Raw genomic sequence first — 20,624 nt, 5'->3', positions numbered from 1 at the left:
CAACGGCGCGACTAAGATCGCCCGAATGACATCAATCGCAGTCACCATCGCGAACGAACTCAACATTCGGGAATCTCAGGTCGAGCAGGCGCTGAAACTGCTCGCCGAGGGCAACACCGTGCCGTTCATTTCCCGCTACCGCAAGGAAGCCACCGGTGGGCTCGACGACGGGCAGTTGCGCCACATTGAGGAGCGCAACATCTACCTCGTCGAGCTCGCTGAGCGCAAGACCGCGGTGCTCGAAAGTATTGAGGAGCAGGGCAAACTTACCGACGATCTCAAACGCGAGATTCTCGCAGCCGATACGAAGGCGCGTGTTGAGGACCTGTACTTGCCCTACAAGAAGCGTCGCAAAACTAAGGCGGATATCGCCCGCGAGGCAGGTCTTGAGGATTTGACGCAGTTGCTTATCGACGACCCCACCGCCACCCCCGAAACCCTCGCCGAGAGGTTCCTCTCCGAAGGATTCCCGGACACGAAGGCTGCACTCGACGGTGCCCGCGCGATTCTGGTGGACCGGTTCGCCACTGACGCCGACCTGGTCGGTGCGGTGCGTGACCGCGTGTACGAGCAGGGCACCATGCGCTCCTCGGTCGTTGAGGGCAAAGAACAGGAAGGTGCGAAGTTCGCGGACTACTTCGATTTCTCGGAGCCGTTCGACAAACTGCCCAGCCACCGCATTTTGGCGCTGCTTCGCGGGGAGAACGAAGGTGTACTCACGCTCAACCTTGACCCGGGCGACGAGTCTGTTTTTGAGGGCATGATTGCGGATCGTTTCGATCTTCCGGTGAAAGACTCCGCCTGGCTGGCCAAGGCGGTGCAGTGGGGTTGGCGCACGAAACTGCAGGTGTCGGCCAACCTAGATACCCGCATGCGTCTGAAGGAAAAGGCCGAGGAGGGCGCGCTGCAGGTGTTCAAGACCAACCTGCGCGACGTGCTGCTCGCCGCCCCCGCAGGTCAGCGCGTAACGCTCGCGCTTGACCCGGGCTATCGCAACGGCGTGAAGTGCGCGGTTGTGGACGGCACCGGCAAGGTGCTGGCCACGACAATCGTCTACCCGCACCAGCCGCAGAACCGTTGGGACGCGTCGCGCGCCGAGTTAGCGTCGCTGGCTGCCCAGCACGGAGTCGAGCTCATCGCTATTGGCAACGGCACCGCTTCGCGCGAATCGGAGAAGCTCGCCGGCGAGGTAGCGGACCTCATCGCACAGGCTGGCGGCAAGCGCCCGACTCCGGTGGTTGTGTCCGAATCAGGCGCGTCGGTCTATTCGGCAAGCCCAATCGCAGCCGAAGAGTTCCCAGACATGGATGTCTCGCTGCGCTCCGCAGTGTCCATTGCGCGCCGCCTGCAGGACCCTTTGGCGGAACTGGTCAAGGTTGACCCGAAGTCGATCGGCGTAGGCCAGTACCAGCACGACGTGAATCAAACGGCGCTCGCACAGACGTTGGACGCTGTGGTGGAGGATGCGGTGAACTCAGTTGGCGTGGACGTCAATACCGCTTCGGCACCGCTGCTTGAGCGTGTCGCTGGTCTGTCCGGCACGGTGGCGAAGAACATCGTGGCGTACCGCGACGAGCACGGCAGTTTTGCTACCCGCAAGGAGTTGGGCAAGGTTCCGCGTCTGGGGCCGAAGGCTTTCGAGCAGGCCGCTGGCTTCCTGCGTATCCAGGGCGGGACGAACCCGCTCGATGGCTCAGCGGTACACCCGGAGGCTTACCCGGTGGTGGAGCGCGTCGCCCAGGCGACGGGCCTGAACACCGAGCAACTCATCGGCAACACGGCGGTACTCACCAAACTCAAGCCGGCGGATTTCGCTGACGACACTTTCGGTGTGCCTACCGTGACCGACATTCTCGCCGAGCTGGACAAGCCGGGGCGCGACCCGCGCCCTGAGTTTAAAACTGCGGAGTTCAAGGAAGGCGTCAACGAGGTCAAGGATCTCAAGCCCGGCATGATCCTCGAGGGAACCGTGACCAATGTTGCCGCTTTCGGCGCGTTCGTGGATGTGGGTGTGCACCAGGATGGTCTGGTTCACGTCTCCGCGATGAGCCACAAGTTTGTTTCCGACCCTCACGAGGTGGTGCGCTCCGGCGAAGTAGTCAAGGTCAAGGTGATGGATGTGGATGTCGCTCGCAACCGCATCGGGTTGAGCCTGCGGCTTGACGACGAGCCCGGCCAGCCCGGCCAGCCCAACAGCCAGAAACAGCGCAGTGGCCAGAACCGTGGCCAGAACCGTGGCGGTCAGAAGCAGCGCCAGGGGCGAAACCAGAACCGGGGCGGTGATCGTCGTCAAGCATCTGGCTCGATGGCGGACGCGCTCAAGCGTGCCGGATTTGGGAAGTGACCGGGCAGTATGTAGAATGCTGCAGGTTGTTGTAATCGACACGAACCGGCCGAGCGCCCTGATTAGGGAAGTGCCGCCAGGGTCCTCTGTCCGAAAACGAAAAGGATTGCTTTCATGAGCAACGGCATTATTGATCTGGTTGACGCAGGCCAGCTCCGTGACGATATCCCGGACTTCCGCCCGGGCGATACCCTCGACGTTCACGTTAAGGTTATCGAGGGTTCTGTGACCCGTACTCAGGTGTTCACTGGCTTCGTTGTGCGTCGCCAGGGCAGCGGTATCCGCGAGACCTTCACCGTCCGCAAGGTTTCCTTCGGTATCGGCGTTGAGCGTACCTTCCCGGTGCACTCCCCGAACCTGGAGAAGATTGAGGTCGTTCGCAAGGGTGACGTCCGTCGTGCGAAGCTGTACTACATGCGCGATCTGCGCGGTAAGGCTGCTCGTATTAAGGAGCGTCGCTAGTTTTAGCCGCACCACGTGCCCCGTCCGAGTTTCTCGGGCGGGGCACGTTGCGTTCTCAGGGTGTCGGGGTGCGGTGCTAACCTATCCGGCGTGACCAACGCGAATGTGCCCGCCAACGGGCAGCCCCAGACCCCTAAGCCGCACAACCCGTACGCTGCCGAGGATGCATCGTATGAGGTGAACGCTGCAGACCGCCCTACAAACGGCGCTGCAAATGGCGCTGACAGCAGCGACGAGAAGCAGAACCTTCCCTGGTACGTCGAGATCCCGGTGGTAGTTGTGCTCACGTTGGTGATCATGTTCGTGCTGCAAACGTTTATCGGCCGGCTGTATGTCATTCCGTCGGCGTCGATGGAGCCAACGCTGCACGGCGAGGACGGTTCGGGCGACCGCATTTTTGTGGAGAAGGTCAGCTATTACTTCTCGGACCCTGAGCCGGGTGATGTCATCGTGTTCGCCGGTACGGATTCGTGGAACACGGGTTTTTCCTCCAACCGTTCTTCGAACCCTGCGATTCGTGGGTTGCAGGAGGTGGGTTCCTGGGTTGGTTTGGTGCCCAAGGATGAAAACACGTTGGTCAAGCGCATCATCGCTACCGGCGGACAGACTGTCTCGTGTCAGGCGGGCGACCCGGCGGTCATGGTTGATGGTAAGCCGATCGATCAGTCGTACATCTTGCAGCCGAACTTCTACCCGGTGGATGAGGAGACCGGTTCGGATGCGTGTGGTGGTCCGTACTTCGGCCCGGTGACGGTGCCGGAAGGCCACTACTTCATGATGGGCGATAACCGCACCAACTCGCTGGACTCTCGCTACCACTTGGGGGATCAGTTCCAGGGAACTATTCCGGAGGAGAATATCCGCGGCAAGGTGCAGGCGGTTGTTTTCCCGCTGAACCGCCTTCAGGGTGTGTCGGACCCGGACATTCAGCAGTAGGGTAGTGCGCCGTCTTAAGCAGTTACGCACCTACGAGGTCGCGTTGGACAAGGCCGGGCTGGGGCCGGTGGCGGGGGTTGATGAGGCTGGCCGGGGTGCGTGCTTCGGCCCTGTAACCATCGCTGCGTGCGTCTTGCCCATCAAGCCGATTGCTGCGCTTGAGGGGTTGACGGATTCGAAGAAACTCTCGGCGAAAAAGCGCGAGTTGCTTTTCGACGAAATCCGCAACGCCGCCGTTTCCTACCACGTCATTCATATCCCTGCGGCAGAGATTGATCGGCGCGGGATCCAACACGCCAACCTGGATGGGGCCCGGCGCGCCGTCGCAGGCTTGGATGTCGATCCGGGTTACGTGCTCGTGGACGCGTTTCGTGTGCCGGGGCTTCGCGCACCGCAACTGCCAGTTGTCGGCGGTGACTACACCGCGCGTTGTATCGCTGCGGCGAGTGTGCTGGCAAAGGTGAGCCGCGACAGGCTCGTTGTGGAGATGGCTCGGGACTATCCGCAGTACGGGTTGGAGGGCCACAAGGGCTATTCAACAAAGGTGCATATGGACGCGGTGCGCCGCCACGGGGCGAGCCCGGAACATCGTTATAGTTATGCGAACGTCAGGGACGCTGACAGGTTTCACACTGAGCTAAGGGGTCATGTATGAGCGCCGAGGATCTTGACAACTACGAGGCAGAAGTTGAGCTGTCCCTGTACCGCGAGTACCGCGACGTGGCGAGCCAGTTCTCCTACGTTGTGGAGACGGACCGCCGCTTCTACCTGGCTAATGCGGTGAAGCTGATTCCGCACACGGAGGGTGGCGACGTCTACTACGAGGTCCTCATGTCGGATGCGTGGGTGTGGGACATGTACCGTGCGGTGCGCTTTGTGCGTTACGTGCGTGTGATCACCTACAAGGACGTCAACATTGAAGAGTTGGATAAACCTGAGCTGACATTCCCGGAGTAGGGAACCGGGGCGTGCATTTGCCCGTCTAATAGGCACCAGATGTTTTGGTCCTAAAAGACAATAAGGGGGAATGTATGCACGCCAGGTATGCGGCCCAACAGGAGTTGGGCGTATTGGGGGAACGTGCTGCGGCTCGCTGGTACGCGGAGCAAGGGTATACCGTCCTTGGTCAGCGAGAACGCGTTGCTGCGGGGGAGATTGACGCAGTCGTTGAAGACGAAGACGGCACGATTGTGTTCGTCGAGGTGAAGTCGCGCAGGGGTGGCGCGTTCGGTGCTGCGGAGGCGGTCACTGCGAAGAAGTTGCGCACGATGCGTCGTTGCGCTGCGCAGTGGATGCGAGAGCATCCTGCGTTGGGGGTTCGCGCTATCCGTTTCGACGTCGTGGAGTGCGTCACCGATGGCGATGATTTCGTCCTTCGTCGTTACTTGGGGGTGGAAGATGCCGCTTGCTAGCACGATCAGCGCAACAGTTGAGGGCATCACGGCTCGGCTTGTCACTGTGGAGGCCAACGTCGGCCCGGGACTTCCGGGGATCCACATGGTGGGGTTGGGCGATGCTGCGGTGAAAGAGTCGCGCGACCGGATTCGCACTGCGATCTCCAACTCGCAGCTTCCTTGGCCACGTACGAAGATCATGGTGTCGTTGTCGCCGGCGCATTTGCCGAAGACGGGCTCGCACTTCGACTTACCGATTGCAGCTGCCGTCTTGGGCAGTTTGGATCCGCGGGTGCAGCGCAGACTAGAGAGCACAATGCTGCTCGGAGAGCTGGCGTTGGATGGTTCGTTGCGCCGAGCGGACGGCGTGTTGCCGATGCTGATTGCAATGCTTCACGACGACTCCACCACCGGACCCGACATCGTCGTCGTTCCACGAGAGAACGCCGCAGAAGCCTCACTGCTCGGCATGAAGAACATCCTTGTGGCAGATTCGCTGGCGCAGGTGTGGCAGTGGCTCATCGGGGAGACAACGCTGGATACCGTCGGCGAGCCGGAGGTCCAACACGCTGCAGCGGTCGCGGACTTCAGTGACATCGCCGGAATGACTGTGGAGCGCGAGGCCCTCGAGGTCGCCGCAGCCGGTGGGCACCACGTGATGATGATCGGCCCGCCTGGCTCCGGCAAGTCGATGCTGGCAGAGCGGCTGCCTTCTATCTTGCCGCCGCTGAACATCGAGGAGATGGTGGAAGTCACGGCGCTGCACTCGGCTGCGGGAATTTCCAGTGGCGGCATTGTGTCCAACCGGCCGTTTATCGCCCCACATCCGTCGTTGACCAGGGCGGCGCTCATCGGCGGCGGTTCAGGAGTGCCTCGCCCCGGGGTGGTCAGCCAGGCCCACCATGGGGTGCTGTTCCTCGACGAAGCCTCGGAGATTTCTGCGCACGTTCTCGACGCGCTTCGGATCCCGCTAGAAAAGCGTGAGGTGCGCCTGACGCGCTCGCGCCGGGAAGTTGTCTACCCGGCTGATACGCAAATCGTTCTGGCTGCGAACCCGTGTGCGTGCCAGCGGGTCAACGGCAATTGCACGTGTCGGGTGGCTGAGCGGGCCCGGCACTTATCCAACGTTTCCGGCCCGTTGCTCGACCGGCTGGATGTGTTCATCCAGACCTCAGCGGATTCCACGGTGGTTACCCCGGGTGACGCGGAGTCGTCGGCAGTCATCGCCGAGCGTGTCATGCAGGCGCGCGAGCGTGCCCAAGAGCGCTGGTCGCAGGCTGGTATCGACGAGTCCGTCAACGCTCGCGTTGCCCCAACTTTGATCCGCAAGCAATTTCCCGCGGACGAAGCAGCGATGGCCTACCTGTCCTCGCTGCTGCGCACCGGAAGTATCACGCAGCGTGGCGTGGATCGGAGCCTGAAGGTGGCGTGGACGCTTGCGGATCTGGAAGGCGTGGCGCAACCGGATATCGACCATGTGGCTCGCGCCGTCGATATGCGCACCGCACCAGAGGAGGTGGCGGCATGAGGAATGTAAGTTCGCCAGAATCCTGGGCGTATCTCAGCCGTGTTGTCGAGGGACCCTCGATCCACATTCAGGAGTTCATTACCAACGGGCGAAGCGCGGACGAGATTGCCCACGGTGTGCGCACGCGTGCAAGCTGGATCGGGGCCCTAGGACCGCAGACGCAAAACCGCTATACCTGGGACCAACCTGCGCAGGATCTCGCTCGTGCCCAGGCCGCTGGGTATACGTTGCTGACTCCAGACTCGCCAGGCTGGCCTGGAGAGAACATCAAGCCCACGTTCCACTGTGAGTATCCGGACGATGATCGAAAACTTTCCCTGAACGAAGAAGCGGTTGCACCACACGCGCTGTGGGTAAAAGGTGAAGCAGACCTTGCGAAGCTACTTGCACAGTCGGTCGGCGTTGTCGGTACACGAACAGCAACGCAGTATGGACGTCACGCTACCGATGACCTTGTGCGGGGTTTGGCAAAACACCAGTACACGATCGTCTCCGGTGGTGCACTGGGCATCGACACGATCGCACACCAGGCGGCCCTCGACTGCGGCGCACCCACCATCGTGGTCGCTGCCTGCGGGCCGGGGTACGTCTACCCGCTGAGCAACGAGCCACTCTTCGATCGGGTTGTGCGCGCCGGGGGAGCCATTGTCACCGAGTACCCACCCGGCACGACCCCGGACCGGCACAGGTTCCTCACCCGTAACCGTCTCGTAGCAGGGCTGACCCAGGGCACCCTGCTGGTGGAAGCGGCGTTTCGCTCAGGTGCGTTAAACACGCTGAAGTGGGCCAATGCAATGAATAAACAAACGATGGCAGTGCCGGGCCCCATAACTGCAACGGAGTCGCTCGGCACGAACCTCGCCATTCAGAACAAGCAGGCGGCGATGGTGCTCAACGCCGACCAGATTCACGAGCACATCGTGCATACGGGGGATTTCGATGCGGGCGAGCAGATGGAAATGAAGTACCCGCCGACATTGACGCAGCAACTCAGCCACAACGAACTGCGCATTTACGACGCACTGCCACGAGCAGGCGAAGGATCGCGAACGGCTGAAGAGATCGCGGCAGACGCTGGCCTTTCCATCGGACTGACGGTGCACATTCTGATGGACCTGGCCAAGCGGGGAGTGGTGCAGCGCGAGCGGAAGGAATGGTCCCGCACCGAGTGAATAACCAAGTGAATATTGGTTAGCGAGTAAACTCCTGCGACATGAGTGAAAGCGTAGGGCAAGTGCAAGCGGGCGTCGGCGATTTCGCCGACTACGCCTCGCTTGTGCTCGGGCGCTCCCCAAACACAGTGAAGGGGTATGTCTCCGACCTGGCGACACTCGCCGGGTACGCAGACACCTTCGACGCGTTCACCCTGGAGGCGCTTCGCACCTGGCTGGCCGACGCACTGACCGCCGGGCGCAGCCGAGCCACCCTTGCGCGCCGTACCGCAGCCGCGCGCGCATTCTCTACCTGGGCGTACCGCCAGGGCTACATCGACCACGACGCAGCAGCCCGCCTCAAAGCACCAAAAGTGAATCGCGCGCTGCCCAACGTCGTACGCGGGGAGCGTGCCACAGAACTCGTCGAGGCGGATACCGCCGACGACGCCCACCCCGCCGAACACCTCCGTGACCGAGCCATGCTCGAGCTGCTCTACGCCACCGGCATGCGTGTTGGCGAACTCACCGGTCTCAACCTCGCCGACATTGACTTGGCTCGCGGGCTTGCCCGCGTGACCGGCAAAGGCAACAAACAACGCGTGGTCCCATTCGGGCGCGAAGCAACACTGGCGCTCAACGAGTGGCTCGAGTTCGGGCGCTCCGAACTGGCCAATGGCAAAGCAGAGGATGCGGTATTCGTCGGATCCCGTGGCGGGCGCATCGGCCAACGCCAAGTGCGCCGTGTTGTCGAGCGCGCCGGGCAACGTGCCGGTGTCAGCGACATCAGTCCGCACACCCTTCGCCACACGGCCGCGACGCACATGCTCGAAGGCGGAGCGGATCTGCGTGTTGTGCAGGAAATGCTTGGGCACTCAAGCCTGCAAACCACGCAAATCTACACGCACGTCTCGGCGCAGCGGCTCAAAAACGTCTACGACCAGGCGCATCCACGGGCTTAAGTCGTATTCTCGGTGGCTCCAGCAGTGTGAGCGGATCGATGTACTTGTCAGGTCCTGTAAGCGCACCCCAGTGCAGTCCGTCGTGTTCGCCAGCAAAGTGGCTTGTGGCGCGCGCAAGTCTGCCAATGATGTGGCCTTCCGTAACGTTGTCGCCAGCCTTGAGGTCTGAGCGCACTGGCTGGTAGGTCGTGCGAATGCCCCCTGGGTGGTCAATCGAGATCACAGGAGTGCCCGCGACAGTGCCGACGAACGCCACAACCCCGTCGCCCGCGGCGAGCACAGGCGCGTTGAGCTTCAACGGCAGATCCACGCCACGGTGGCCGGGCTTCCAATTTTCCTCCGGGATTGACGCAGGACGGGATACCGCGCGGGGATACGGTGTGCCTGCCGCGGGATCGACCCAGGCAAGGGCGGTGGCGGGGGAGTACCACAGTAGGACTCCGAGCAGGATGGTGGCTGTGGTGGTGCGTGGCGTCGTCGATAGGCAATGCATGCTCTCAAAGGACCATTGCGGCGCGGAAAAGAACAGGGTCTTCGCAAAAGCTGTGGATAACGGGAGTGGTTAGTGTGACTCTAGGGGAAGTTATCCACAACGTCGCAGATGAGTTTAGGTTTTTAGGGCTCATGCGGGTAAGGTTGCCGGGGCAGTTTGTGCAGCACCGTAGAGCGCTGCATAAATTGACTACGCGCGCCGAACAATGGCTGCTCAGCAACGGTCCCTCTCACAGGGGTGCGGGGCAGGCACGGTGCCAGGGTGAGGGATAAAAACCCGCACGTGAGACTTACAAGTAACCGAACTACTTTCTCCGAAGGAGACATTCCCATGGCAGTTGTAACCATGCGTGAACTCCTCGACGCAGGTGTCCACTTTGGTCACCAGACGCGTCGCTGGAACCCGAAGATGCGTCGCTTCATCTTCACGGAGCGCAACGGCATCTACATCATCGACCTGCAGCAGACGCTGACCTACATCGATGAGGCATACGAGTTTGTCAAGGAAACCGTCGCACACGGCGGCACCATCCTGTTCGTCGGCACCAAGAAGCAGGCACAGGAGCCGATCCAGGAAGAGGCGCAGCGCGTCGGCATGCCGTACGTCACGCACCGCTGGCTGGGTGGCATGCTCACCAACTTCCAGACCGTATCCAAGCGTATCGGTCGCATGAAGGAACTTCAGGCGATGGACGCAGCCGAGGACGGCTACGCAGGTCGCGGCAAGAAGGAAATCCTCATGCTGACCCGCGAACGCGTGAAGCTCGAGCGTGTCCTGGGTGGCATCTCCGAGATGACCAAGGCTCCGTCCGCTCTCTGGATCGTGGACACCAACAAGGAGCACATCGCCGTCAACGAGGCGCAGAAGCTCCGCATCCCGGTCGTCGCTGTTCTGGACACGAACTGCGACCCGGATGTTGTCGATTTCCCGATCCCGGGCAACGACGACGCCATCGGCGCTGTCAAGCTGCTCACCCACGTCGTGGGCGAGGCTGTCATCGCTGGTAAGCAGCAGCGCGAAGAGCGTCAGCTCGCAGCTGCACGTGACGCTGCAGGCGACACCGACGCGAAGCGTCAGGCTGAGGCAGCCGAGGCTGCTGCACAGGCCGCTGCTTCCGACGAGGTTTCCGCAGCCGATGCTGCTAAGGCCGCTGTTGCTGCAGAGACCGCTGCTCCGCAGGAAGTTGCAGAGGTCGAGCAGCCGGCAGCCGTCCGCGCTGCTGAGCAGGCTGAGGGCAAGGACGCCTAAGTCTCAAGGACACTGCAAGTCCGCAACCCAGGCGTAAGCCGCCTGGCTTCGGCCAGGATTCACGCACACCCCGCGTTCCGCTCACGTCCGCCGATTACCGGCCGGGACGCGGCGGACCGGGGTGTTCGTATTTTCCACACGTGGCAAGTCATGCCGCCGGCCAGATCGTCGGCTACGCTTGAAACGGTTGAATACCTTTACGTAAAACTTTCACGAGGAGGATCGCCCAATATGGCGAACTACACTGCTGCTGACGTCAAGAAGCTCCGCGAGATCACCGGCTCCGGCATGCTCGACTGCAAGAAGGCACTCGAGGAAACCGACGGCGACTTCGACAAGGCCGTTGAGAACCTCCGCATCAAGGGTGCGAAGGACGTGGGCAAGCGCGCTGAGCGCAACGCCCTCGAGGGCCTCGTTGCTGTTTCCGGCAACACCATCGTGGAGATCAACTCCGAGACCGACTTCGTGGCGAAGAACCAGGAGTTCAAGGACATCGCCAACCAGATCGCTGAGGCTGCTGCTGCAGTGAAGGCGAACTCCCAGGAGGAGCTGGCAAAGGCCGACGTCAACGGTGAGACCGCACACGAGGTGCTGGAGCGCCTCTCCGCAAAGATCGGCGAGAAGCTCGAACTGCGCCGCGCTGCCACCATCGAAGGCGACAACATTGCCAAGTACCTGCACCAGAAGGCTGCTGACCTTCCGCCGGCAGTTGGCGTACTCGTTGCCTACAACGGTGACAACGCTGAGGCTGCACACCAGGTGGCTCTGCAGATCGCTGCTATGAAGGCTCGTTACCTCAACAAGGAGGCTGTCCCGGCCGACGTTGTTGAGAAGGAGCGTGCGGTTCAGGAAGAGATCACCCGCAACGAGGGCAAGCCGGAAGCTGCCATCGAGAAGATTGTCGAGGGCCGCATGGGTGGCTTCTTCAAGGACGTTGTCCTGCTCGACCAGCCGTCGCTGGCTGACTCCAAGAAGACCGTGAAGCAGTTCGCTGACGAGAACGGCATCGAGATCACCGACTTCGTCCGCTTCGAGGTCGGCCAGGCATAAGCCAGGCGAGAGGTTTCATAGCCTCACACGCGGTGCAACCCCGTACTGTCTGTCCCGATTAGGGGGACGGGTGGTGCGGGGTTGTCGTCGTTAAGCAAGCAGTTCTGAACTCAACGCGTTGCGTGGCTAAGATCGGTTCCGAACATTTTGCAATTGGCTGATCCGCGCAAAGGAGCGTTTTCGGTGACTGACCTCAACCCCAACCGCACAGGTTTCAAGCGAGTCATGCTGAAGCTGGGGGGTGAGATGTTCGGCGGCGGCAAGGTTGGCATCGACCCCGACGTAGTCGAGTCCGTCGCCCGCCAGATCGCAGATGTCGCGCGCTCCGGCACCGAGGTCGCTGTCGTGATCGGTGGCGGCAACTTCTTCCGCGGCGCTCAGCTGCAGCAGCGCGGCATGGACCGTGCGCGCTCGGACTACATGGGCATGCTCGGCACTGTCATGAACTGCCTTGCGCTGCAGGACTTCTTACAGCAGATGGGCATCGATTGCCGCGTCCAAACTTCGATCAACATGGCGCAGATTGCAGAGCCGTACCTGCCACTGCGTGCAGCACGCCACCTGGAGAAGGGCCGCGTGGTCATCTTCGGTGCGGGTATGGGTATGCCGTACTTCTCCACGGACACCACGGCCGCGCAGCGTGCGCTGGAGATCGGCTGCGAGGTGCTGCTCATGGCTAAGGGTGTGGACGGTGTCTACGACTCCGACCCGCGCGAGAACCCCGATGCGAAGCTCTACTCAGAGATTTCCCCTCGCGAGGTCATTGAACTTGGCCTCAAGGTTGCGGATGCCACCGCATTTAGTCTCTGTATGGACAACAACATGCCGATCCTGGTGTTTAACCTGCTCAAGGAAGGAAACATCGCCCGCGCGGTTGGCGGCGAGCAGGTAGGTACGCTAGTCGCCTAACAGCGTCTCAAAATGCTGCGCCACCGTGAGCAGTTCCGGCCCGGTGAGCGTAAGGCTGCCAAGGTGCACCCCGCCGAGTGCAATCGCAGGGGTGCCGAGCATGTTGTACAGCGAGCACCACGGTGACCATTCGGTTTGCGCGTGGAAGCTCGCTTCTGGCGTGAGAGAGGGGAAATAGCCGATCCGGGGTGGTGCGAATGCGAGCGTGGGGGAGAGCACTACATCGACGTCCCATTGGGAGGCGATGAGGTGAGGCAAATCCCGGCGGTGTTGCTCGGCGGCGTCAAGGTCGCTGTTGGTCAGCTTGTGGGATTGCTCGACGAGCCAGCCGATGTATCCGCTGTCGAGCGGATCCGTCAGGTTGAAACTCGCGGTGATTGTGGTCGTGAAGTGGGCGTAGGTTTCCAGCGATTCGCGATACGGCTTGAGCTGCACCACTTCAAAGTCGAGAGCACTCGCAAGCTTTTCGACGAGCGCACCTCGCCGATCCTCCACATCCGGCCGCGCGAAGATACCGTCGGTAAGCACACCGATTCGGAGCCGCTTGCCTTTGATGCGGCGGTGCCAACCCCACAACGTGAATTGATCCGCGACGTCTTGGGTGAGAAACCCATGTGCGGCGATACCTTTGCTTGCGGGTTTGAAGCCGACGATCTCGCACGCTGCAGCTGGCACGCGTATGGATCCGCCGGCATCGGTGCCGTGTGCGGCGCGAACGGTGCCGTCGGCCACCACAACTGCGGCGCCAGTAGAAGATCCACCTGGGGTACAGCCGGGGTAGGCCGGCGACTCGAGCACGGGAACGTCAGGGCGCTCTGCGTAGCAGGTCGCGCCCAGCTCTGAGGTCAGCGTCTTGCCGTGGATGGCGACGCCGTGCGCCAAAAGATTGGAGATAAACGGATCGGTTGCTGTTGCGGTGTAGGCGCGTGCAGGGCTGCCGTGGGTAGTGGTCATGCCAGCAACGTCGGTGCCGTCTTTGACCGGAATCTGCCAACCAGCCAGACGTCCAACGTTTGGGCGCGGCCGCGTGTGTGTGCTTGGGGGCAACGTGAACGCGGGATGCAGCATGGCGCCAGTGTAGGTGCCAGTCGCGCTGGTAGGTTAGTAGGGACGCCGAATAGAGAAAAGGTAGGGTTTTCCCCATGATTGATGACGTATTGCTGGATGCCGAAGAGCGCATGACCGCCTCTGTTGAGCACGCTCGTGACGAGTTGGCCACGATTCGTACCGGACGTGCGAACCCGGCGATGTTCAACGGTGTGATGGCTGACTTCTACGGTGCACCGACGCCGATTAACCAGATGGCGACGATTTCCGTGCCGGAGCCGCGCATGCTGCTGATCAAGCCGTACGACATGTCCACCATGGGTGAGATCGAGAACGCAATCCGTAACTCTGATCTCGGTGTGAACCCGACGGATGACGGCCAGGTCATCCGTGTGTCTATCCCGCAGCTCACCGAGGAACGCCGCCGTGACCTGGTCAAGCAGGCGAAGCAGAAGGGCGAGGACGGCAAGATTGCCATCCGTAATATCCGTCGCCAGGGCATGGAAGCGCTGAAGAAGATTCAGAAAGACGGCGACGCTGGTGAGGATGAGGTCGTAACCGCCGAGAAGGCGCTGGACAAGACCACCCAGTCCTACGTTGCTCAGGTCGATGAGATCGTTCAGCGTAAGGAAGCCGAACTGCTGGAGGTCTAGCGTGCCTGCTGCTGATCAGGAGGAGCGCGCCACGCCGAGCCGCTGGCCGGTGCATGCGCCGAAGCCGAAGAACAACCCGGGGCGTGATCTGCCGACCGCCATTACGACCGGTGTTGTGCTCGGCGCGATTGTCATTGCCGCCGTATGGGTGGGGCCCAAAGCCTGGTACCCACTTGTCGCTGTCGCTGTAGCAGGAGCGATGTGGGAGGTGATGACCCGGCTGCGGGAAGCTGGTTACCAGCAGCCGCGCACACTGCTGATCATCATGGCCCAACTCATGCTGTGGTCCTCCGTGCCGTATGGCACTACAGGGCTCGTGGCGGGTTTTGCCTTCACCGTTCTCGTTGTCATGTTCTGGGGGATGTTCCACCAGGGCAGGAACAAGCGACCAGAGAACTACCTGCGCGACACGGCAGTGAGTCTGTTCGTGCTTGCGTGGATTCCGCTGTTTGGCACGTTCGCCGCAATGATTTCCTTGATTAGCCAAGGTGGGGTGGATGGTTCCGCCTACATTGTGGCGTTCATGCTGTGCGTTGTTGCCAGCGATGTGGGTGGTTTTGCTGCAGGCGTGATGTTTGGCTCGCACCCGATGGCGCCGGCAATTAGCCCGAACAAGTCCTGGGAAGGCTTCGCTGGGTCGATCGTTGCCGGAAGTATTACCGGCATCTTGGTGGTCACGCTGCTCATTCACGGCCCGTGGTGGATGGGCGTAGTGCTCGGCATCGCTTTGGTGATTTGCGCAACGATGGGCGATTTGGTGGAAAGCCAGTTCAAGCGTGAACTGGGCATCAAAGACATGTCCAACCTGCTGCCAGGGCATGGTGGCATCATGGATCGACTTGACGGGATGCTTCCCGCAGCAGCGGCGACCTACATCCTGCTCACGACCATCACGCTTATGAGCGCCTAAGCACAGACCTAGTAATTCGAAAACATTCGTGCGACATGCAAAGATGGGGCGCACTATGAGTGATTTTCCCGAGATCAAACTGCTCGCCCCAAAGCGTGGCATGCCGCCGAAGCACTTCGCTGATTTGTCGGCACAGGAGCGAATCGACGCGTTGAAGGAACTCGGGCTGCCGAAGTTCCGTGCTGATCAGATCGCGCGTCACTATTACGGCAAGTTTGAGGCGGATCCGCTAACGATGACGGATCTGCCCGAGAACCAGCGTCAGCTTGTCAAGGACGCACTTTTTCCCACGTTGTTGACTCCCGTGCGCACCGTGGAGACTGACAACGGTGATACCACGAAGACGCTGTGGCGCCTGCACGATGGCATCTTGTTGGAATCGGTGCTGATGCGTTACCCAGGTCGCGCGACGTTGTGCATCTCCTCGCAAGCGGGCTGCGGCATGGCATGCCCGTTCTGTGCGACCGGTCAGGGTGGCCTGGACCGTAACCTGTCCACCGCGGAGATCGTGGACCAGGTGCGCGCTGCGGCCGCAATGATGGAGGCAGAAGGCTCCCGCCTATCCAACATTGTGTTTATGGGGATGGGGGAGCCACTGGCTAACTACAAGCGTGTGGTCTCTGCTGTTCGCCAGATTACGCAGCCGTCGCCTGCTGGCTTCGGCATCTCCCAGCGCAACGTGACGGTATCCACTGTCGGACTTGCACCGCAGATTCGTATGCTCGCGGATGAAGGGCTGTCCTGCACACTCGCAGTGAGTCTGCACACACCGGACGATGAATTGCGCGACGAGTTGGTCCCGATCAACAACCGCTTCGAGGTAGCCGAAGTGCTTGATGCGGCCCGCTACTACGCGGACCAGACGGGGCGACGTGTCTCCATTGAGTACGCCTTGATTCGCGACATGAACGATCAGAACTTCCGCGCTGACATGTTGGGCAAGAAGCTTCACGGCGCGTTGGGTTCGCTGGTGCACGTCAATCTCATTCCGCTCAACCCGACACCGGGATCGAAGTGGGATGCGTCGCCGAAGGATCGGCAGGACGAGTTCGTCCGCCGTGTGATCGCCCAAGGCGTGCCTTGCACGGTGCGCGACACCAAGGGCCAGGAGATCGCGGCTGCCTGCGGGCAGTTGGCAGCCGACGAAAAAACTGGCTAGTCCGCTCAGGCAGACGGCATGAAAATACCGCCGCACCTTCGTTGGAAGGTGCGGCGGTATTTCGTCGAAAAGATTTTAGAGGGCGTGCTTGCCGGTCTTGGATTCGACCTCGATGACCTCTACGTTTTCGCGTGCCTGCGCCGGTGCAGTGTTGCGCAGGTGTGCAACACGGCTCGGCTCGATGTTGAGGGCGCGCAGCTGGCTATCGGTCAGCGACTCGTAGACGTCGCCGGAGAGGGTGGCCTGGTCGTAGGTCCAGTCACGCTCCACGTAGCCGACCGGCTTGTTGTGCGACGTCACGGTGCGCACCTGGTTGAGCTTCGGCTTGGTAGCCAGAAGGATCAGTGCGAGAGCAATGAGGACGGCCAGTGCGATGAGCCAGATGGTCTCAACGTGGCCCTGGTGGTTGCCAAAGTTGTAGGCGACGAGGAACGCGACGGAAATCCAACCTGCCAGCTGGATGGCGCGGTCGCTCAGCGCACTCCAACCAAATTTGGCGGACGGGACGTCAGCCTCGGATACACCGTTGTACACCTGGGGTGCGCTTTCCTTTGCGTGGGCCACTGCAACGCTCCTTGTTAACACGGGATCGATCGCAAACACGATCACCTGGAAATGATGAAACTATCGCTGCCCATCATCGCACACAGAGCGCGAAAAAGGTGACAATAGCCCCCAATGTGTTCAAACTTTCGCACCACCTCGGGGGTTTAATCCAGTTCAAGTGCCGAAATGAATCAAAACGTGTCACAATGGTTGCGTGCGAAACGTTGTAATTTTAGGTTCGACCGGTTCCATTGGCTCACAGGCTGTGGAGGTGATCCGCGAAAACCGCGACAAGTTCAACATTGTCGGGATTGCCATTGGTGGCGCCAATCCTAAGGCTGCTATTGAGCAGGCGCAGGAGTTTGGCCTGAGCGCCGACCAGATTGCCGTGCGCAATATTGAGGGTGCGAAGGAAGTCTCCCGTGCGCTTGGCGGTTACGTGATCACTGGCGAGAACTCCGCTGCTGCGCTCGTTGAATCGCAGGAAGCTGACGTGGTGCTCAACGCACTCGTTGGTGCCTCGGGCCTGCCGGCAACCATGGCTGCGCTGCGCTCGGATGCGACACTTGCGTTGGCTAACAAAGAATCGCTTGTAGCGGGTGGCCGTATCGTGCTCGACGCTGCAAAGCCGGGTCAGATTGTTCCGGTTGATTCGGAGCACTCGGCAATGGCGCAGTGCATGCGCGGCACTCGCCGTAGCGAAATCGCTCGCCTTGTTCTTACCGCATCGGGTGGTCCGTTCCGTGGCTGGGAGCGCGAGGGTCTCATGGAGGTGACCACGGAAGAAGCCGTGGTACACCCGACCTGGTCGATGGGAACGATGAACACCATTAACTCTTCGACTCTGGTGAACAAGGGCCTTGAGCTGATTGAGGCGGCCATGTTGTTCGACATGGATCCGGACAAGATCGACGTCACGATTCACCCGCAGTCCGTGATTCACTCGTTGGTCACGTTTACGGACGGTGCAACGCTTGCACAGGCTTCGCCGCCGTCGATGAAGCTGCCTATCGCGCACGCGCTGGATTGGCCGAACCGTGTGCCGGATGTGCAGGAGCCGTTGGATTTCTCGCAGGCATTCTCGTGGGAGTTTGAGCCGCTGGACAACGAGGTGTTCCCTGCTGTGTGTCTGGCCCGTGAGGTGGCCAAGAAGGGTGATCCGTACCCGGCTATTTACAACGCTGCTAACGAAGCAGCGGTAGAGGCGTTCTTCGCGGGTCGCATTAAGTTCCCGGAGATCGTGGACATTATCGGGGAGGTCCTGGACGAGGCCGACGAGTTCGCCGCAGTCCCGAGCGATGTGTTTGATGTGATGCGGGTTGAGTCCCGTACGCGTGAGCGAGTCGCCGCGGCGATTGCGCGCATTGAGCGTTAGACCCTTGAGGTGCGGGCGGTGTGCCCGCACCTCTTCGCTGTGTGTGCTGTGGGGTGAAGCGCGATGAGTGTGTTGGGGATTGTGCTTTTCGCGCTTGCAATCACTGCTTCGATTGCGCTGCACGAAGCAGGCCACATGTTCACTGCGCGTGCGTTTGGCATGCGAGTGCGCCGGTTTTTTGTCGGTTTCGGGCCAACGTTGTGGTCGGTGAAACGGGGCGGAACAGAGTATGGGATTGCTGCGCTGCCGTTCGGTGGGTTCTGTGACATTGCGGGGATGACGGCGATGGATCCGGTCACCGAGGAGGAAGCGCCGCACGCGATGGTGAAAAAGCCTGCGTGGCAGCGTATTGCGGTGCTCTCCGGCGGGATCGTGATGAACATCTTGATCGGCGTCGTGATCATTTTTGGGGTTGCTGTCTCATCAGGTATCCGGAACCCGTACGCGGATTTCACCCCGAAGGTGGGCCAGGTCGTCTGTGTTGCCGACCAGGTGGATGAGAAAACTCTGGCGGAGTGCAGCGGACCTGGTCCTGCGGGCCAAGCGGGTGTACAGGTGGGCGACACGTTGGTTGCGGTCGACGACGAACCAATCGAGACATTCGCGGATCTGCGTACTTATGTTGCGCAGCGTCCGGGGGAGATGGTCGCGCTTGAGGTGGAGCGCGGTGGGTCGTCGCAAAGCATTGATGTCCCCGTGGCGCGGGTCGAGCGCATCGATCCTTCGACGGGCGAGCGTATCGACGTCGGCGCGGTGGGCATCGCCGCAGCTCCGGTCAAGGATGCGGTGAAGCAATTCGGGCCTGTCGAGGCGGTGCCGGCGACGGCCAAGTTTACCGGTCAGATGCTTCGTGCGTCCGTTGACGGGTTGATGGCGTTTCCGGGCAAGATCCCGGGGGTTGTCGCATCGATCTTCGGCGGGGAGCGCGACATTGAGGGCCCCATCAGTGTGATTGGGGCCTCGCGCACCGGCGGCGAGCTGGTGGAACGCGACCAGTGGCCGGCGTTTTGGATGATGCTGGCCAGCCTGAACTTCTTCCTGGCGTTGTTTAATCTCGTGCCGCTTCCACCGCTTGATGGTGGCCATATTGCGGTGGTTATTTACGAGAAGATTCGCAATGCTCTGCGACGACTCCGTGGCCTGCCACCAGTCGGCCCGGCAAACTACGAGAAGCTGATGCCACTGACCTATTTCATGGCGGCGCTGCTGCTTGTTGTCGGTGTGTTGGTGATGGCGGCAGACGTGGTCAACCCCGTCAATCTTTTTGGGTGACGGTGCTAGAGTTATCCACCATGAGTACCCCCATCGGATTAGGCATCCCTGAAGGTCCGGCACCCACCCTGGCCCCACGTCGTAAGACCCGCCAACTGATGGTTGGAGGTGTCGGTGTTGGCTCCGATCACCCGATCACGGTGCAGTCGATGACCACGACGAAGACGCACGACATCAACGCCACCTTGCAGCAGATTGCGCAGTTGACCACGGCTGGCTGCGACATTGTGCGTGTCGCGTGCCCGAAGACGGTCGATGCGGAAGCGTTGCCAGCAATTGCTGCAAAGTCGCCGATCCCGGTGATCGCCGATATTCACTTCCAGCCGAAGTACATCTTCGCTGCGATCGACGCCGGTTGCGCAGCTGTGCGTGTGAACCCGGGCAACATCAAGGAGTTCGACGGCCGCGTCAAGGAGGTTGCAAAGGCAGCCGGTGACGCAGGCATCCCGATCCGTATCGGCGTCAACGGTGGCTCGCTGGATAAGCGCCTGCTGGAGAAGTACGGCAAGGCCACGCCAGAAGCGCTGGTGGAGTCCGCGATCTACGAGGCTGGCTTGTTCGAAGAGTACGGCTACGGCGATATTGCGATTTCCGTAAAGCACTCGGACCCGGTGCTGATGGTCGAGGCGTACCGCCAGTTGGCAGAGAAGACGGATTACCCGTTGCACCTCGGTGTGACGGAAGCTGGTCCGAAGTTCATGGGCACGATTAAGTCGTCCGTCGCCTTCGGTGCCCTGTTGTCGCAGGGTATCGGCGACACGATTCGTGTGTCTCTTTCCGCTGATCCGGTGGAAGAGATCAAGGTCGGTGACCAGATTCTGCAGTCGATGAACTTGCGTCCGCGCAAGTTAGAGATCGTTTCCTGCCCGTCCTGTGGTCGCGCCCAGGTGGACGTGTACAAGTTGGCCGAAGAGGTCACCGCTGGCCTGGATGGTATGGAGTTCCCGCTGCGTGTGGCCGTCATGGGCTGTGTTGTCAACGGTCCGGGCGAGGCGCGCGACGCTGACCTTGGTGTAGCTTCCGGTAACGGTAAGGGCCAGATCTTTGTCAAGGGCGAGGTTGTGGAGACCGTGCCGGAGTCGAAGATTGTGGAAACGCTGATTGCTCACGCGCTGCGTATTGCTGAGGAGCAGGGCCTCGAGGAGGTCGCTGGCGCCAAGGCTGAGGTCAAGGTCACCCGCTAGT

General features: G+C 61.1%; 21 protein-coding genes. 18 read left to right on the top strand and 3 right to left on the bottom strand.

What is annotated here, in order from left to right; translation table 11 throughout:
- The first annotated feature begins 25 nt into the window (after window positions 1-25).
- The 9 genes from HMPREF2656_RS08160 to HMPREF2656_RS08120 all read left to right on the top strand — a co-directional run bounded on the left by HMPREF2656_RS08160 (window position 26) and on the right by HMPREF2656_RS08120 (window position 8,777).
- Window positions 26-2,344 carry a Tex family protein gene (locus HMPREF2656_RS08160; RefSeq protein WP_070816299.1) on the top strand — a complete coding sequence of 773 codons (2,319 nt, stop codon included), beginning with the start codon at window positions 26-28 and terminating at the stop codon, window positions 2,342-2,344.
- Between the two features lie 114 nt (window positions 2,345-2,458).
- Window positions 2,459-2,806, top strand: a complete 348-nt coding sequence (rplS, locus tag HMPREF2656_RS08155) for a 50S ribosomal protein L19 (RefSeq protein WP_070422256.1) — start codon at window positions 2,459-2,461, stop codon at window positions 2,804-2,806.
- 105 nt (window positions 2,807-2,911) lie between these two features.
- A complete protein-coding gene (gene lepB, locus HMPREF2656_RS08150; RefSeq protein WP_371326413.1) occupies window positions 2,912-3,742 on the top strand; it encodes a signal peptidase I in 831 nt (276 codons plus the stop codon).
- Window positions 3,743-3,746: 4 nt separating this feature from the next.
- Complete coding sequence (locus HMPREF2656_RS08145) at window positions 3,747-4,397, top strand: ribonuclease HII (protein ID WP_070450984.1); 651 nt, start codon at window positions 3,747-3,749, stop codon at window positions 4,395-4,397.
- Window positions 4,394-4,699 (top strand): DUF2469 domain-containing protein, encoded by a 306-nt coding sequence (locus tag HMPREF2656_RS08140; RefSeq protein WP_070422258.1) that lies wholly within the window; start codon window positions 4,394-4,396, stop codon window positions 4,697-4,699. The genes HMPREF2656_RS08145 and HMPREF2656_RS08140 overlap by 4 nt, the downstream gene beginning before the upstream one ends.
- Before the next feature lie 74 nt (window positions 4,700-4,773).
- The gene (locus tag HMPREF2656_RS08135) at window positions 4,774-5,154 is read left to right on the top strand and encodes a YraN family protein (protein WP_070422259.1); all 381 of its coding nucleotides are present in this window, start codon (window positions 4,774-4,776) and stop codon (window positions 5,152-5,154) included.
- On the top strand, window positions 5,141-6,664 hold the full coding sequence (locus HMPREF2656_RS08130; RefSeq protein WP_070816298.1) for a YifB family Mg chelatase-like AAA ATPase: 1,524 nt from the start codon (window positions 5,141-5,143) through the stop codon (window positions 6,662-6,664). Before HMPREF2656_RS08135 ends, HMPREF2656_RS08130 begins: the two co-directional genes overlap by 14 nt.
- On the top strand, window positions 6,661-7,836 hold the full coding sequence (dprA, locus tag HMPREF2656_RS08125) for a DNA-processing protein DprA (RefSeq protein ID WP_070483899.1): 1,176 nt from the start codon (window positions 6,661-6,663) through the stop codon (window positions 7,834-7,836). Before HMPREF2656_RS08130 ends, dprA begins: the two co-directional genes overlap by 4 nt.
- A gap of 41 nt (window positions 7,837-7,877) precedes the next feature.
- Window positions 7,878-8,777, top strand: a complete 900-nt coding sequence (locus HMPREF2656_RS08120; RefSeq protein WP_070483897.1) for a tyrosine recombinase XerC — start codon at window positions 7,878-7,880, stop codon at window positions 8,775-8,777.
- Here HMPREF2656_RS08120 and HMPREF2656_RS08115 read toward each other — a convergent pair.
- Window positions 8,740-9,270 (bottom strand): M23 family metallopeptidase, encoded by a 531-nt coding sequence (locus tag HMPREF2656_RS08115; RefSeq protein WP_083319485.1) that lies wholly within the window; start codon window positions 9,268-9,270, stop codon window positions 8,740-8,742. The genes HMPREF2656_RS08120 and HMPREF2656_RS08115 overlap by 38 nt on opposite strands.
- Window positions 9,271-9,600: 330 nt before the next feature.
- Here HMPREF2656_RS08115 and rpsB point away from each other — a divergent pair, with 330 nt between their 5' ends.
- The 3 genes from rpsB (at window position 9,601) to pyrH (ending at window position 12,477) form a co-directional block, all read left to right on the top strand.
- A complete protein-coding gene (rpsB, locus tag HMPREF2656_RS08110; RefSeq protein ID WP_070422264.1) occupies window positions 9,601-10,518 on the top strand; it encodes a 30S ribosomal protein S2 in 918 nt (305 codons plus the stop codon).
- A gap of 231 nt (window positions 10,519-10,749) precedes the next feature.
- Window positions 10,750-11,568, top strand: a complete 819-nt coding sequence (gene tsf, locus HMPREF2656_RS08105) for a translation elongation factor Ts (protein WP_070422265.1) — start codon at window positions 10,750-10,752, stop codon at window positions 11,566-11,568.
- A 225-nt stretch (window positions 11,569-11,793) separates the two neighbouring features.
- Complete coding sequence (gene pyrH, locus HMPREF2656_RS08100) at window positions 11,794-12,477, top strand: UMP kinase (RefSeq protein ID WP_070422390.1); 684 nt, start codon at window positions 11,794-11,796, stop codon at window positions 12,475-12,477.
- Here the strand turns inward: pyrH and HMPREF2656_RS08095 are convergent.
- A complete protein-coding gene (locus HMPREF2656_RS08095; RefSeq protein WP_141743378.1) occupies window positions 12,466-13,545 on the bottom strand; it encodes an amidase family protein in 1,080 nt (359 codons plus the stop codon). The genes pyrH and HMPREF2656_RS08095 overlap by 12 nt on opposite strands.
- A gap of 74 nt (window positions 13,546-13,619) precedes the next feature.
- On the opposite strand from HMPREF2656_RS08095, the gene frr reads away from it, so the two are divergent.
- Genes frr through rlmN form a run of 3 tightly spaced genes read left to right on the top strand, consistent with a single transcriptional unit; the run spans window position 13,620 to window position 16,246 of the window.
- Window positions 13,620-14,177 carry a ribosome recycling factor gene (frr, locus tag HMPREF2656_RS08090; RefSeq protein WP_070422266.1) on the top strand — a complete coding sequence of 186 codons (558 nt, stop codon included), beginning with the start codon at window positions 13,620-13,622 and terminating at the stop codon, window positions 14,175-14,177.
- 1 nt (window position 14,178) lies between these two features.
- Window positions 14,179-15,087 carry a phosphatidate cytidylyltransferase gene (locus HMPREF2656_RS08085; RefSeq protein ID WP_070422267.1) on the top strand — a complete coding sequence of 303 codons (909 nt, stop codon included), beginning with the start codon at window positions 14,179-14,181 and terminating at the stop codon, window positions 15,085-15,087.
- Between the two features lie 55 nt (window positions 15,088-15,142).
- Window positions 15,143-16,246 carry a dual-specificity RNA methyltransferase RlmN gene (rlmN, locus tag HMPREF2656_RS08080; protein WP_070816297.1) on the top strand — a complete coding sequence of 368 codons (1,104 nt, stop codon included), beginning with the start codon at window positions 15,143-15,145 and terminating at the stop codon, window positions 16,244-16,246.
- Between the two features lie 75 nt (window positions 16,247-16,321).
- Here rlmN and HMPREF2656_RS08075 read toward each other — a convergent pair whose 3' ends face one another.
- Window positions 16,322-16,810 (bottom strand): DUF2631 domain-containing protein, encoded by a 489-nt coding sequence (locus HMPREF2656_RS08075; RefSeq protein WP_083292009.1) that lies wholly within the window; start codon window positions 16,808-16,810, stop codon window positions 16,322-16,324.
- Between the two features lie 196 nt (window positions 16,811-17,006).
- Between HMPREF2656_RS08075 and dxr the strand changes: the two genes are divergently transcribed.
- The 3 genes from dxr to ispG all read left to right on the top strand — a co-directional run bounded on the left by dxr (window position 17,007) and on the right by ispG (window position 20,623).
- Window positions 17,007-18,167 (top strand): 1-deoxy-D-xylulose-5-phosphate reductoisomerase, encoded by a 1,161-nt coding sequence (gene dxr, locus HMPREF2656_RS08070; protein ID WP_070483892.1) that lies wholly within the window; start codon window positions 17,007-17,009, stop codon window positions 18,165-18,167.
- A gap of 63 nt (window positions 18,168-18,230) precedes the next feature.
- Window positions 18,231-19,439 (top strand): M50 family metallopeptidase, encoded by a 1,209-nt coding sequence (locus HMPREF2656_RS08065; RefSeq protein ID WP_070483891.1) that lies wholly within the window; start codon window positions 18,231-18,233, stop codon window positions 19,437-19,439.
- Window positions 19,440-19,459: 20 nt separating this feature from the next.
- On the top strand, window positions 19,460-20,623 hold the full coding sequence (gene ispG / locus HMPREF2656_RS08060) for a flavodoxin-dependent (E)-4-hydroxy-3-methylbut-2-enyl-diphosphate synthase (RefSeq protein WP_070422393.1): 1,164 nt from the start codon (window positions 19,460-19,462) through the stop codon (window positions 20,621-20,623).
- The last annotated feature ends 1 nt before the right edge of the window (window position 20,624 follow it).

This window comes from Corynebacterium sp. HMSC034B08 (assembly GCF_001835805.1).
GTDB classification, from domain to species: domain Bacteria; phylum Actinomycetota; class Actinomycetes; order Mycobacteriales; family Mycobacteriaceae; genus Corynebacterium; species Corynebacterium coyleae.
Note: the sequence above shows the minus strand (reverse complement) of the source record. Positions and strands in the feature narration are given on the sequence as shown.